Source organism: Acidovorax sp. DMC1, from assembly GCF_056314325.1.
Genome location: NZ_JBQUYO010000003.1, coordinates 602,643 through 616,987, shown reverse-complemented (window position 1 = coordinate 616,987; position 14,345 = coordinate 602,643). Strand labels below are relative to the sequence as shown.

The 14,345-nt window shown below is 58.8% G+C and carries 14 protein-coding genes; all 14 read right to left on the bottom strand.

Translation table 11 applies throughout. The features are described 5' to 3' along the window. Nucleotides 1-114: 114 nt before the first annotated feature. Nucleotides 115-639 (bottom strand): phosphoribosyltransferase, encoded by a 525-nt coding sequence (locus ACT531_RS10090; protein ID WP_060986468.1) that lies wholly within the window; start codon nucleotides 637-639, stop codon nucleotides 115-117. A 55-nt stretch (nucleotides 640-694) separates the two neighbouring features. Beyond that, a complete protein-coding gene (locus ACT531_RS10085) occupies nucleotides 695-2,071 on the bottom strand; it encodes an adenylosuccinate synthase (RefSeq protein ID WP_422849219.1) in 1,377 nt (458 codons plus the stop codon). A gap of 27 nt (nucleotides 2,072-2,098) precedes the next feature. After that, nucleotides 2,099-3,247, bottom strand: coding sequence for an ATP phosphoribosyltransferase regulatory subunit (locus ACT531_RS10080; protein ID WP_476017327.1), 1,149 nt, complete (start codon nucleotides 3,245-3,247; stop codon nucleotides 2,099-2,101). A gap of 90 nt (nucleotides 3,248-3,337) precedes the next feature. Then, nucleotides 3,338-3,517 carry a DUF2065 domain-containing protein gene (locus ACT531_RS10075; RefSeq protein WP_476017335.1) on the bottom strand — a complete coding sequence of 60 codons (180 nt, stop codon included), beginning with the start codon at nucleotides 3,515-3,517 and terminating at the stop codon, nucleotides 3,338-3,340. A gap of 29 nt (nucleotides 3,518-3,546) precedes the next feature. Then, complete coding sequence (hflC, locus tag ACT531_RS10070; protein ID WP_476017326.1) at nucleotides 3,547-4,455, bottom strand: protease modulator HflC; 909 nt, start codon at nucleotides 4,453-4,455, stop codon at nucleotides 3,547-3,549. A gap of 9 nt (nucleotides 4,456-4,464) precedes the next feature. Continuing rightward, nucleotides 4,465-5,838 (bottom strand): FtsH protease activity modulator HflK, encoded by a 1,374-nt coding sequence (gene hflK, locus ACT531_RS10065; protein WP_476017325.1) that lies wholly within the window; start codon nucleotides 5,836-5,838, stop codon nucleotides 4,465-4,467. Between the two features lie 53 nt (nucleotides 5,839-5,891). Beyond that, nucleotides 5,892-7,043, bottom strand: coding sequence for a GTPase HflX (gene hflX, locus ACT531_RS10060; protein WP_476017324.1), 1,152 nt, complete (start codon nucleotides 7,041-7,043; stop codon nucleotides 5,892-5,894). Between the two features lie 93 nt (nucleotides 7,044-7,136). Beyond that, nucleotides 7,137-7,391, bottom strand: a complete 255-nt coding sequence (hfq, locus tag ACT531_RS10055) for an RNA chaperone Hfq (RefSeq protein WP_015013419.1) — start codon at nucleotides 7,389-7,391, stop codon at nucleotides 7,137-7,139. Between the two features lie 105 nt (nucleotides 7,392-7,496). Then, a complete protein-coding gene (gene der / locus ACT531_RS10050; protein WP_295940017.1) occupies nucleotides 7,497-8,840 on the bottom strand; it encodes a ribosome biogenesis GTPase Der in 1,344 nt (447 codons plus the stop codon). A 13-nt stretch (nucleotides 8,841-8,853) separates the two neighbouring features. Then, nucleotides 8,854-10,017, bottom strand: coding sequence for an outer membrane protein assembly factor BamB (gene bamB, locus ACT531_RS10045; RefSeq protein ID WP_476017323.1), 1,164 nt, complete (start codon nucleotides 10,015-10,017; stop codon nucleotides 8,854-8,856). Nucleotides 10,018-10,019: 2 nt separating this feature from the next. After that, nucleotides 10,020-10,712 (bottom strand): YfgM family protein, encoded by a 693-nt coding sequence (locus ACT531_RS10040; protein WP_476017322.1) that lies wholly within the window; start codon nucleotides 10,710-10,712, stop codon nucleotides 10,020-10,022. 14 nt (nucleotides 10,713-10,726) lie between these two features. Further along, nucleotides 10,727-11,989 carry a histidine--tRNA ligase gene (gene hisS / locus ACT531_RS10035; RefSeq protein ID WP_476017321.1) on the bottom strand — a complete coding sequence of 421 codons (1,263 nt, stop codon included), beginning with the start codon at nucleotides 11,987-11,989 and terminating at the stop codon, nucleotides 10,727-10,729. A 154-nt stretch (nucleotides 11,990-12,143) separates the two neighbouring features. Beyond that, nucleotides 12,144-13,424, bottom strand: a complete 1,281-nt coding sequence (gene ispG, locus ACT531_RS10030; RefSeq protein WP_291441705.1) for a flavodoxin-dependent (E)-4-hydroxy-3-methylbut-2-enyl-diphosphate synthase — start codon at nucleotides 13,422-13,424, stop codon at nucleotides 12,144-12,146. Then, nucleotides 13,424-14,341: a helix-turn-helix domain-containing protein gene (locus tag ACT531_RS10025; RefSeq protein WP_476017320.1), complete on the bottom strand. Its 918-nt coding sequence runs from the start codon at nucleotides 14,339-14,341 to the stop codon at nucleotides 13,424-13,426. The genes ispG and ACT531_RS10025 overlap by 1 nt, the downstream gene beginning before the upstream one ends. Nucleotides 14,342-14,345 lie beyond the last annotated feature (4 nt).

Below are 14,345 nucleotides of genomic sequence, written 5' to 3'. Positions count from 1 at the left end.
AGCAGCGCCTAAGCACCATCACAAACCACCCAGAGAGCCTGAACACTTTTGCACTCAGGTCTCAGTAGCGAAGCCCTTGATTATAGCACGATTCGGCTAGCTTGCAAGAAAAAATCAAACACGCCACTTTTCCAGGAGCTTCTCAGGACTCAGGCTGTCGTAACCTTCGAAGGGCTGGTGGATCCAGGGATTGCTCGGAAGGAACTCGACGGAATAGTCCGGCGAAAACGTCGACAGCCCCTTGGTCCAGATCACCGCGCTGCGCAGCTCTGTGATGGGCGCGTAGTTGGTCTTGAGCATGTTGATCACCGCATGCAGAGTGTGCCCAGAGTCGGCCAAGTCATCCACCAGAAGCACCCGTCCTGCAATTTCACCCTTGGGCGTTGTGATGAAACGTGCAATATCCAGATGCCCTTGGACCGTGCCAGCCTCTGCGCGATAGGAACTCGTTGACATGATGGCCAGTGGCTTGTCAAAGATCCGGCTCAAAATGTCACCTGGTCGCAGCCCACCACGAGCAAGGCACAGAATCGTGTCGAATTCCCAACCCGACTGGTGCACCTTCAGCGCCAGTTTTTCGATGAGGCTGTGGTACTCGTCATAGCTGACATAGAGATGTTTTCCGTCTTCGGTCAACATAGGTGACTCCTCGATAGTGGGCAATTAATTGATAGCAGCAAGACAAGTCTGTCGATCACACGGCGACATAAGGGTGACGCATCATGATCGTATGGTCGCGATCAGGACTGGTTGAAATCATGTCGATCGGAACGCCTGTCACTTCTTCGATACGCTCGAGGTAGCGGCGCGCGCTGGCGGGCAACTTGTCGTAGTCGGTCACTCCAACCGTGGAATCGCTCCAGCCTGGCAACGTTTCATAGATGGGTGTGCATCGGGCGATATCTTCGGCGCCCATGGGAAGCAGATCAATGCGCTCTCCATCGAGTTCATAACCTGTGCACAGCAACAACTCGGTCAATCCGTCCAGCACGTCCAGCTTGGTGATACACAGACCAGTGAGGCCATTGACCTGGGCGCTGCGCTTCAGCAACGCGGCATCAAACCAGCCGCAGCGGCGACTGCGTCCTGTTGTCACACCCTTCTCGGCACCGACCGTGCTCATGTGATAACCAGGAGTACCAGGAACTTCCCAATCCAACTCGGTAGGGAAGGGACCGCCGCCCACCCGCGTGCAATACGCCTTGGTGATGCCAAGGATGTAATGCAGCATGCCAGGCCCCACACCAGAACCAGCAGCTGCATTGCCAGCCACGCAATTGCTGGAAGTGACATATGGATATGTGCCATGGTCCACATCGAGCAGCGTGCCTTGGGCACCCTCGAATAGCAGATTGGCGCCAGCCCGGTTGGCCTCATTCAATTCGCGCGAAACATCAGCCATCATGGGCTTGAGCAGCTCTGCATGGCGCATGGCTTCGGCATAAACCACATCAAACTGCACCTTGCCATCCTGGATGTAAGGCTTGAGCGCATCGCCAAACACGAACTTTGCGGACCCCAGGTAGGTGGTCAGCACGTGGTTGTGCAGGTCCAGCAATTCACGCAACTTGGCTGCAAAACGCTCTGGGTACTTCAAGTCCTGTACGCGCAGTGCACGACGCGCGATCTTGTCTTCGTATGCCGGACCGATGCCACGACCGGTTGTACCGATCTTCTCTGTTCCGCCCTGCTCCCTGGCCGCCTCGCGCGCCACATCGATGGCAGCGTGAAAGGGCAGGATCAGCGGGCACGCCTCACTGATTCGCAAGCGCGAACGCACCTCGACACCGGCTTTCTCCAGGCCTTCAATTTCTTCGAACAACTTTGCTGCGGACAGCACCACGCCGTTGCCGATGTAACACTTGACCCCTGGACGCATGATGCCGCTGGGAATCAAATGCAGAGCCGTCTTGACGCCATTGATCACCAATGTGTGGCCAGCGTTGTGCCCCCCCTGGAAGCGCACTACGCCTTGAGCGCTTTCCGTCAGCCAATCGACCAACTTGCCTTTGCCTTCGTCGCCCCACTGGGTACCGACCACCACTACGTTGCGACCTTTGGTTGCTTTCATCTCAAACCCAATTCAAATGACAATTGCTCAAACAGCCTGCACGACCCAACGGCCAGCAACCTGAACCAGTTCACGATCACAGTGGAACTCATCCACTTCGCTCTCGTGCCCAGGCAAAACACACACGACCGTTTCACCGGCAGTCCGAAGCTCCGCGATAGCCGCATTCACATCTGCAGCCTCCCCCCAAGGGGCACGAATCGCAGCCTTCAAGGCACGGGGTGGCACCACACCAACCACCTGCTTGATATCCAGACTGAATCCGGCCGCAGGGCGATTCCGGCCAAAGACTGCACCGACCTCATCGTATCGACCACCGCGCACCAAGGCATCGCTGGCACCTGGGGCATAGACAGCAAAGCGCGCGCCACTGTAGTAGGCGTATCCACGCAAATCAGCCAAGTCAAAAGTAACGGTTGCTCCTTCAAGACGGGAGGCCAACCACTTCAAATTTGATAGCACTTCAGGTATACCATCAATGCGTTTGAGTGCTTTTTCTGCCTCCACCAAGACGGCAGAGTCACCGTACAACTGAACCAGGGCTAGAAGGCCCTGTCGAGATTCGACCGGAAAGCCACGCGTCAGAACCGACAACTCACCCGCATCTTTGGCAGCCAAGGCAGAGTGAATTCCGCTGAGCAGTTGCGGGCTGACGCTCACTCCAGCCAACAGGTTGCGGACGATACGCACATCCGCAAGGTCTACCGTGGTGTTGCGTACATTGGCAACTCGCAGACACTCCCTGGCCAACTGAAGCGCTTCGAGGTCCGCCTCCACCCCAGCATGCCCATAGATCTCGGCGCCAAACTGAAGAGGCTCCCGGGTGGCATGGGGGCGATCAGGACGCGTGTGCAACACGGGACCACAATAGCAAAGACGCGTCACTCCTTTGCGATTGAGCAAATGCGCGTCAATACGAGCCACCTGGGGTGTCGTATCGGCCCGTAAACCCATGGAGCGACCGGACAGCTGGTCGACCAGCTTGAAGGTCTGCAGATCCAGCGCCTCCCCAGTACCGGTGAGGAGAGACTCCAGATGCTCCAGCAGCGGGGGCATGACCAGCTCGTAACCATAACAACGGGCTGTATCGAGCAGCCCGCGACGCAATTCTTCGATGTGCCGAGCTTCAGACGGCAAGACATCGGCAATGTGATCCGGAAGGACCCAAGCAGACATGGAGAAAAGGGGAGGCTGTTAAAACCGCGATTCTACCGGGACGCGACGAGACTCCTCAAAGAATCTCCTGCCCGCACAGTGTGACAGCAGTTAGAAACAAAGCATCAGGACGCCCGCACCCAAGGCCAACAACGCAAAAAAACGTATCTGACCATCTTGCAATTGCGCGATCTGGACCACCGTGCGTTTCCAGATCTGGGGGGACAGAAAAGGCAAAAAGCCCTCGATTATCAACACCAAGGCAAAGGCCGTCCAAAGACTGTCCCACATCATTTGCCTTTCACGGCCATTGCGCCTTTTTACTTGCGCGGTGCCGCAGGCGCCGGTGCGGGGACCGATCCACGAAAGACTTTGAAGAAATCTGAAGACGACGGGTCCAGCACCATCACGTCACTTTTCTTGTTGAAGCTGCCTTTGTAGGCTTCCAGGCTGCGATAGAACTGAGCGAATTGGGGATCCTTCCCAAAGGCTTCTGCATAGATGCGAGCAGCTTCGGCATCGCCCTCACCCTTCAGTTTCTGAGCATCCCGATACGCGTTGGCAATCGTGATCTCTCGCTGGCGATCCGCGTCGGCCCGTATCTTTTCGCCCTCGGCCGCCCCTGTGGAACGCAGCTCATTGGCAACACGCTTACGTTCTGCCTCCATCCGCCGGTATACCGACTCGGTGATAGCTTCCACATAGTCCACACGGGTGATGCGAACGTCCACCACATCCACCCCCCAGGGTTTAGAGCCACGAACAGTCTCCAGAACCTCGCGCTTGACATCGGCCATCAAAGCTTCGCGCTTGAGTGAGAGCAATTCCTTCACGGTACGCTTGTTGATTTCTTCCTGGAAAGCATTACGCACAACACGGTTCAGTTGCATGGCACCTGCCGTCTCATCCAGTCCCACGTTGCGGATGTACTCGGTGGGCTCGGAAATGCGCCAGCGCACATACCAGTCGATCACCACACGCTGCTTTTCAGCCGTCAGCATGGGCTCTGTGTCCGTACTGTCCAAGGTCAACAGACGCTTGTCGATGTAAGTGACGTTCTGGAAGGGCGGGGGCAGCTTGAAGTTGAGCCCTGGTTCAGTGATCACTTCCTTGATCTGGCCCAGCGCATACAGCACGCCAAACTGACGCTGATCCACCACAAAAAGCATGGAGCTCATGAGAGCAAGCACTACCAGAAGAGTAGATGCAATAAAACCGACTCTGTTCACGAACTACTCCTAGCGGGATTCACGTTCCCGGGTACGGCTGGTATCGCGCGCCCGAGAATCATTCGAAAAGGTGGGGGCGGGTGTCGCCGGGGACGACACCGCCGGAGACGGACTGGTCGCGGCAGGCGCATCCAGCGCCCCCGAGCCGCTCGCAACTCCTTGCATGATCTTGTCCAGGGGCAAGTACAGCAAATTGGAACCTTGACGCGACTCGACCAGCACCTTGGTCACGTTGCCATAAATCTGCTGCATCGTTTCCAGATACATGCGATCCCGGGTTACCTGAGGCGCCTTCTGGTACTCCGCCAGAATCGACGCGAACCGCTGTGCGTCGCCCTGCGCCTGCGCAACAATCCTTGCCTTGTAAGCCGCCGCCTCTTCATTCAGACGTGACGCAGAGCCCACAGCACGCGGGATCACGTCGTTCGCATAGGCCTGGGCTTCGTTCTTTGCGCGCTCGCGCTCCTGCCCTGCTTTGAGTACATCATCAAACGATGACTGGACCTGCTCAGGCGGCCGCACCCCGCCCTGTTGCAAATTGATGCCGACCACCTCGACACCGACCTTGTACCGGTCCAGGATCGTCTGCATGAGGGTGCGAACGCGCGGCGCTATCTGGTCACGCTCCTCCGCCAGCGCCGTGTCCATGCGCATCTTGCCTACAACCTCACGAACAGCCGTTTCAGCGGCCTGGACCACGGCGTCCGAAGGGTTCTTGCTTTCAAACAACCAAGCCCGGGCATCGCTCAAACGATACTGAACGGCAAACTTGATCTCGACGATGTTCTCGTCTTCAGTCAGCATCGCGGACTCTCTCAAGCCGGTGCTTTTGATGACCGTGTCACGTCCCACATCGGCAGAGCGGATCTGCGTCACAAAAACAAGTTCATGACGCTCAATCGGATAAGGCAGGCGCCAATTGAAACCCGCGCCCACGGTGCTCTTGTACTTTCCGAACTGGGTAATGACGGCCTGCTGACCTTCCTGCACGATAAAGAAGCCGGTGCCCATCCAGATCACAAACGCGATACCGGCAATCAGACCGACACCGACACCTGCGCTTTTCATATCTGGCTGAAAGCCGCCACCCGCACCTCCACCGGGACCGCGACCCGAGCCGTTTTTCCCGCCAAACAGGCTACCAAGCTTGCGATTGAGATCACGCCAGAGCTCATCAAGATCCGGTGGCTGCTGGCCGTTGCCCGGCCGTTGCTCGCCGCCCCTTGGGCCGCCCGGTGGCGCTGCAGGCCGATCCTCAGGACGCACACCGCCGTCATCGGACTTGTCATCACCGCGACCCCAACGTGGATCGTTCAGATTGAACATGCCCCGAATACGGTCTGGCAATGAAGCCCAACGTAGGGTGCGATTATGAAAATTCATGCGCAAAATCTCTGGTTCTCTGATGGCATCATCCGGTGGTGCATTGTGCCCAATCAGGACAAAGCATCCGGCAATTCAAGGGTGTCTACTGGGGTCATATCCAGAACCTCCTGCGCAGCCATCAACCTGGCCGCCAAGGCACGGCGCAGCTCATCCAGCCCCTCGCCAGATCGAGCACTGACAAACAGTCGGGGCAACAACTGCCCCCCCACTTCGTATTGGTCCACCAACACAGGCGGACGTCGCTCTTCAGGCAAAGCATCAAGCTTGTTGAAGACCAGTATCTTAGGGATGTCCGAGGCACCAATTTCCTGCAACACCCGCTCCACCTGCGCCATCTGCTCAGGAAAATCCGGGTTGGAAGCGTCCACCACATGAAGCAGCAAATCTGCGTCGACCGCCTCCTGCAGCGTGGCCTGGAACGCATCGACCAGCCCGTGGGGAAGATCCCGAATGAAGCCCACCGTGTCGGACAACGAAACGGATCGTGCCGCATCTGCGAGGTACAACTGCCGCGTCGTGGTGTCCAGCGTGGCGAAAAGTTGATCCGCAGCGTACGCCCTGGCCTTCACCAAGGCATTGAAAAGGGTTGATTTGCCCGCGTTGGTATATCCAACGAGTGAAATATTGAAGGTGTCGCGTCTTTCGCGTTGGCGCCGCTGTGTAGACCGCTGGCGTTTGACCTTGACCAAGCGCTCTCTGGTGCGCTTGATCGCATCGCCAATCATGCGCCGATCCAGTTCGATCTGCTTTTCGCCAGGGCCGCCACGAGCGCCGATACCGCCGGTTTGGCGCTCCAGGTGAGACCAGCGGCGCACCAGGCGCGTACTCACGTACTGCAGCTTGGCAAGCTCCACCTGAAGCTTGCCCTCATGGCTGCGCGCCCGTTGTGCAAAGATTTCCAGAATGAGCAGAGTGCGGTCATTCACTGGCAGCTCAATATGGCGCTCCAGATTCCGCTGCTGCGCAGGGCTGAGAGACTGGTCAAACAGCACCTCGACCGCTCCATGCATGTGAGCCAAAGTGCGAATTTCATCCGCTTTGCCACTGCCAATGAAAAGCGCTGCATCTGGTGCTTTGCGCTTGCACGTGATGCGTGCGACAGGCTGCATACCGGCGGTTTGGGCAAGCAGCCCCAACTCTTCCAACTCAGCATCGAAATGGGGGAGGCCGAAGTCCACCCCCACCAGCAACACCGGAGTCATGGCGGGCGAGGATGCGGAAGCAGAACTCAAAGCCCACCACCCTCTTTTTGCTTTGCCTCGCTCAAAAAGCGAGTTCCGCCACTAAACAACAACTTAAGAGTTGCTGCTGTCCGCATCAGGGGTTTCTGAAGTAGAAAAATTGACGGCTCGACCTGGGACGATCGTAGAAATCGCGTGCTTGTAGACCATCTGTGTCACTGTATTGCGCAGCAACACCACGTACTGATCGAAAGACTCGATTTGCCCCTGCAGCTTGATCCCGTTAACCAAATAAATGGACACTGGAACATGCTCCCGACGCAGCGCGTTGAGGAAGGGGTCTTGCAAAAGCTGGCCTTTATTGCTCACGATATTCTCCGTGTTCAAGTGTTGTTGTAAACCATCACCTTACCACAGCCAGACGCATACCCCAGCTTCAACGTGCATGGCCCCTCGACTCAGGAGCCTTTGCAATCAGGCCTCGTCTTTGTCCACAAATGGGTTGTGAGAGGTTTTCATCTCGATGCGCAGTGGAGTCCCGACAAGATCGAACTCCTTGCGGAAGCGCCCTTCCAGGAATCGCTTGTAGGCATCCGTCACATGCTCTAGGGAGTTGCCATGAATCACGATCACAGGCGGGTTCATGCCGCCCTGGTGCGCATATCGCATTTTGGGACGGAACATCCCAGCCCGCTTGGGGCTCTGGAACTGAACGGCCTCCAGCAACAAGCGGGTGAGCACCGGCGTGGACATTTTGCAGGTGGCAGCCCGGTGGGCCTGGGCAATCGACGTCCAAAGAGGGCCAAGCCCCTGACGCTTCTTCGCCGAAATGAAGTGCAGCGAAGCAAACTTCAGAAACGCCAGTCGCGTCTCAATGGAGCGCTCTAAAAGCTGCCGCTGATAGTCATCCACGGCATCCCATTTATTCACCGCGAGAACCACGGCACGACCGCTCTCCAAGATGTAACCTGCGATGTGTGCATCTTGGTCTGTCACACCCTGGGTGGCATCGAGCAGCAGCAGCACCACGTGCGCAGACTCGATGGCCTGGAGCGTTTTCACCACCGAGAATTTTTCGATGGCTTCGAACACCTTGCCCTTGCGGCGCAATCCTGCGGTGTCTACCAGTTCAAAGCGCTGACCGTTGCGCTCGAAAGGTACAGTGATGGCATCGCGGGTCGTACCCGGCATGTCAAATGCCACCAGTCGCTCTTCACCAAGCCATGTGTTGATGAGGGTGGACTTGCCCACATTAGGACGTCCCGCCACGGCGAGCTTGATCACGCCCTTGTCCAACGTTGCGTCCGAATCGTCTGGCTCGGGCAGATTGAGCGGCTCCAGTGCAATGTCCACCAAACTGCGTATGCCTTGCCCGTGGGCCGCGGACACGGGATAAACCTCGCCCAGCCCCAGCTCGTAAAACTCCGCCAGTTGGACGCCCTGGAGCATGCCCTCCGCTTTGTTCGCGACAAGCACGCAAGGCTTGCCCAAGCGACGTAAGTAATTCGCAATGTCGTGGTCTTGCGCCGAGACACCCGCACGGGCATCCACCACAAAAATCACCACGTCCGCCTCGGCGACCGCCTGCTGGGTTTGCTTGGCCATCTCGCGGTAGATGCCGCTGGAGGCATCGGGCTCAAAGCCCCCCGTATCGATGACGATGTACTCGTGTTTTCCTTGCTTGCCGTTCCCGTAGTGTCGGTCACGCGTAAGTCCCGCAAAGTCGGCAACGATAGCGTCTCGCGACTTGGTCAGGCGATTGAAAAGCGTGGACTTACCGACATTCGGACGCCCCACGAGGGCGATTACTGGCTTCATTGAATAAGACCGATCAATCTGGACGGAATCCGTATATGCCGCCGTTGCGGGTAACCACCACCAGCGTATCTGCCGCCACCACCGGGGCAGCCGCAATGGCTGAACCATCTGTTGCCAGCCGGTTCAGAGAGGAGCCATCGGTGCGAGACAGCAGATGCACCAAGCCCGCATCGTCACCGACAACAACCGAGCGCCCCAAAAGCAACGGTGCCGTGAGTTTGCGGTACTTGAGTCGGTCGATACTCCACAGGCGCGAGCCATCCGCACGGCGCCAAGCGACAAGCGTCCCATTGCTTTCTGAGCCAAAAATGGCGTCCGCATCCCCATGAATACCTTCAGAACCGCTGGCGGGCTGCGTCCAAAGTGTCGTCCCCCGGGCTGTGTTCACACAACCGACAGCGGCTTGGAAAGACCGAGCGCACACGGTTTCACCCACACGGCTGGTGCGCCCCACCAATTCAACCAAGCGCTCCACATCGTTCGTGCCACGAGGGCTGGCGATCGGAGCTTCCCACCTCACACTGCCGTTGTCAGGATTCAAGCCGACCAAGCGGCCCGACAAGCCCACTACCAGAGTGTCACCTACTGCCAGCAAGACACCGGCTTGACGCAGTATCAACGGCTCCCCAGGGCGCTGCTGCGCCCAGAGACGACGGCCCGTGGCAAGATCGAAGGCAGACACTGATCGATCTGCCGACAGCACAAACACACGACCGCCTGCGACCAAGGGGGGAGTGAAGACCTGTGCGGCAAGCGTCTCACGCCAACGCTCACGGCCACCATCCATCACGATGAGTGCGTTGTTGCGCGATACCACCGCCACAAATTTGCCGTCACTGCCCACAGCTGCCGATAAGGGCTCGGCCAGCGCCACACGCCAGATGTCTCCACCGGTGCGCGCGTCCAAGGCCGCCACAGCACCATCAGCGGACGCCACCGTCACGACATTTCCAGCAACATGGGGCTCAAGAGGCAAGCCCGCCACGCTACCGACGCGCGCCGTCCACGCCTGCCTCACCCCCAGGACAGCCACATTGGCGCCAAGGTCCGCAGGCACCGGTTTTGCCTTGTCAGCACTCCACAAAGAGCAACCAGCCAACGTGGTGGCCACCAATGCCGCCAACAGCCCCCGGACGAAAAACAGGTGCCCAGACCTTGTGTTGATAGGCGATGTCATGGTTATTTGGACTCTGCAGGGGTTGCGGTTGCCGCAGCGGCCACAGTCACACCTTGCAGCGTGACCCCCAGTGCGTTGAGCTTGATTTCCACAAGGCGGCGGTATTCCACACTGTCTTCGAACCCTTTGTATGCCTTGGTGTATTCGGCAATCGCTTCCGCGCGCTTTTCCAGGAGTGCCAGCACATCACCTTTGCGATCTGCCACAACGGACGAGAACTCGGGCGGAAAACTGCCAGACAGCTGCTTGAGCGCTTCGTCGTAATTCTTCTGATCCATCAGCACACCTGCCAGCCGCAGTTTGGCCAAAGCCTTGAGGCCTTCATCCGAAGATTGCTCTGCGACCCAGGCGAGCGCTTCTTTCGCACCATCGGCGTTGCCAGCCCCCTGCATGGCCTTGGCGAGCGTCAGACCTGCTTGTCCAGCCTGCACGGTCCCTGCATATTTGGCCTTCAAATCAGCAAATGCCTGCCCCATGCGGGCATTGTCTGCAGACCGTGCTGCCACATCCACAGCATCAAACAAAGCGGCGGCCTGCGTGGCCTGACGGGTTTGCCAGTACTGGTAACCGTTCCATGCTGCCGCTCCGCCCGCAACGACGATGACCACAGAGCTGATCAAAGTGCCCCAGGTATTCCAAAAATGTTTGAGCTGGTCTAACTGCTCTTGTTCTTCAAGGTCGAGATGATTTGCCATGGAATGTGATTGGTTTAGCGGGTGGATTGTAGGGTGGCCGCCCATTGGGCAACTGATTCCAGCGAGCGCTCTGTCTGCTCACCTGCGCCATCTCGCAAGGCTTTGACGGTCACCATGCCACGAGACAGCTCATCATCACCAAACACCATGGCGTACGCGGCGCCACTGGCATCAGCCTTCTTGAACTGCGACTTCATGCTGCCCATGCCATCCAGCGCAGGAGCCGCATGCATTTGCACGCGAATACCGTGTTGACGTAATTGCTCGACGGTGGTCACCGCCCGAGGCAACACAGCCGACGAGGGAACAATCGCATAAACATCAGGAGCCAAAGATGGAGGTGCACTTTGCTGCTCCTTGAGCAGCTCCAGAACGCGCTCCACCCCCAGCGCCCAGCCCACTGCGGGTGCGGCCTTGCCTCCGATCTGTTCGATCAAATAGTCGTAACGACCTCCACCGCAAATCGTGCCCTGCGAGCCCAACTGATCGGTCACAAACTCAAACACAGTGAGGTTGTAATAGTCCATGCCACGCACCAGGCGAGGGTTCACCGTCCAGGCCACGCCATTGGCGTCGAGAATGGCCTTGACCGCATTGAAGTGGGCCAAAGACTCTTCGCCCAGGAAGTCAATCAACCGGGGAGCGGCCTCCACCACTGACTGCATTGCTGGATTCTTGGTATCCAGGATGCGCAGCGGATTGCTGTGCAGCCGTCGGCGTGCTTCTTCGTCTAAAAGATCGATGTGCTTTTCTAGATACGCAATCAAGGCTGCTCGGTGTGCCTTGCGCTCGTCCGGCTGCCCCAAGCTGTTGAGTTCGAGGCGCACATTCTGCAGGCCCAGATCGCGCCACAGTGCACAGGCCAGCAGAATCAGTTCTGCGTCCACCTCGGCGCCGGGAAAACCCAGTGCCTCGGCGCCGATCTGGTGAAACTGGCGGTAGCGTCCTCGTTGGGGGCGCTCATGACGAAACATGGGGCCCATGTAATAAAGCCGCTTGCCACCGTCGTACAGCATGGAGTGCTCCGCGACGGCGCGCACCACACCGGCCGTCGCTTCGGGGCGAAGGGTGAGTTGCTCTCCGTTGAGGCGGTCCTCAAACGAGTACATCTCCTTCTCCACAATATCGGTGACCTCGCCCAGTCCACGCACAAACAGGGGCGTGGGCTCGACAATCGGAGTGCGGATATTGCGGTAGGCATAGCGCGCCATCAGGTCGCGCACCTTGGCCTCCAACCATTCCCAGCGGGCGGATTCTGGCGGCAGGATGTCGTTCATGCCCTTCACCGCCACCAGCTTCTCCGGCTTGGGCGAGGGGGTGCTTTTTTCGTTGCTCACAGCGCTTCTCTTCTATGTCTTGCAGAAACTGACCAAAACTGCTCTGGCCCTGTCCCTGAATACATTCCAGGACAGGCCATGGCAGCGCCATCGTTCAAGCAGCAGCGACTCCAGCGCCAAAACGCTTTTCGATGTACTGCTCCACGATGCGATGAAATTCATTGGCAATGTCGTCGCCACGCAGGGTCATTGCCTTTTCCCCGTCGATAAAGACCGGTGCGGCTGGCGCCTCTCCCGTGCCTGGAAGGCTGATACCGATGTCCGCGTGCTTGCTTTCACCCGGGCCGTTGACGATGCAACCCATGACCGCCACCCGCAACGTCTCCACGCCCGGATAACGCACACGCCACACAGGCATTTGTGCCCGCAGGAAATCGTCAATCTGCTTGGCCAAGTCCTGAAAAGTGGTGCTGGTGGTACGGCCACATCCAGGACAAGCCGTGACGCTGGGCACAAAAACCCGCATCCCCAAGGCCTGCAAGATTTCGGATGCCACAACCACTTCCTGGGTACGCGCCTCACCGGGTTGGGGTGTCAACGACACACGAATCGTGTCGCCAATACCCTCTTGCAGCAGCACGGACAAAGCGGCCGCCGAAGCGACCGTTCCCTTGGTACCCATACCCGCTTCCGTCAGGCCCAGGTGCAAGGCGTAGTCGCAACGGCGCGCCAACTCGCGGTACACCGAAATCAGATCCTGCACACCGCTGACCTTGCACGACAGGATGATCTGGTTGCCGTCCATCCCCATGGCCTCCGCACGACGCGCAGATTCAATGGCCGATGTGATGAGGGCCTCGTACATGACCTGACGAGCCTCCCAGGGGGTACTGCGACGGCTGTTCGTATCCATCAGCTCGGCCAACAGTTCCTGGTCGAGACTGCCCCAGTTGACACCAATGCGCACCGCCTTGTTCCAGCGCATGGCCGCTTCGATCATCTGGCCAAACTGCTTGTCGCGTTTGTCACCCTTGCCCACATTGCCAGGGTTGATCCGATACTTGGACAAGGCCTGGGCGCAGTCGGGAAACTCTGTGAGCAGGCGGTGGCCGTTGTAGTGGAAATCACCAACCAACGGAACACTCTCACCCATGCGGTCCAGCTGTTCGCGGATGTAGGGCACCGCCGCAGCCGCCTCGGGGGTATTGACCGTGATGCGGACAAACTCCGAACCCGCCTGGGCAAGTTCCTTGACCTGAATCGCCGTTCCGATGGCATCGACGGTATCGGTGTTGGTCATGGACTGCACGCGCACGGGGGCGTCCCCGCCCACCGTCACCACACGTGAACCCCAGACAACCTTGGCCTGACGCGAGCGCCGTGGCAAGGGCGAGGCAATCGCTATCGGCCCAAAATCATGCGGGGAGTTTTGCACTACTTCACCTCAAAACGCGCTACGTTTTCACGGGCAACAGCCGTCAGATCAAACGGCTTTCCACGCACAGTCACCTCGGTGGCGTCCGCGCGTCCCACAATCACCGCCAAAGGTGTGGGCGCTGACACCGACACGGTCTCTCCAGCCGCCAGGTTGCGTTGCAGCGCCAGGGCTCCATTGGCATCGCGGACCTGCACCCACGACGCGCTGCGCGCACGCAATACCAGCGGGCCGGCGGCGGCATCTACCGCGCCATCAGCAGCAGATACGTTACTCGTCGTCGCGCCACTGGCCGCTGCAGAAGGCGCAGGAGATACTGCAACGGAAGGGGTAGCGGGCACGGGCGATGAAGCTGCCACCACAGCGGCGGGCGCCGCAGAAGCAGATGAATCAGCGGGGCGCTCTGTCGCCGATGGCGCTGCCAATACAGGAGGCGCAGGCTCGGAAGTGTTTGCAGGCAAAGCATCCGGCACCGCGACCGGCGCAGGATCGGCCGTATCACTAGGGGCGGAATGCCGCGGGACATAAAACAGGACGACCGCCCCCAGCAGAAGTGCCAGGACCACCAAGACCATGGAGCGCGAGCCAGAACCCGAGCCCGCAAACGATGCGGCTGAAGATGCGGACGACTTGCCAGCACTCCCCTTCACAGGCGCATTGATACCGGCGCTGTCCACAGACAACCGGGGGCTCTGACTCTGGGGCAACAACGACAGAATCGGCGCCGCGTCTATCTTGAGGGTGCGACACACACTCGACGCCAGGGCACGCACAAAGACGGTATCAGGCAACACCGCGTAGTTGTCTGCCTCCAGCGCCTCCAATTTGCTCACGGGCACCTTCAGCGCCACAGCCAAGGCCGCGATGTGCATGCCGGCCGCCTGCCGGGCTTCCTTGAGCAAACCGCCCGCCGTCATTCCA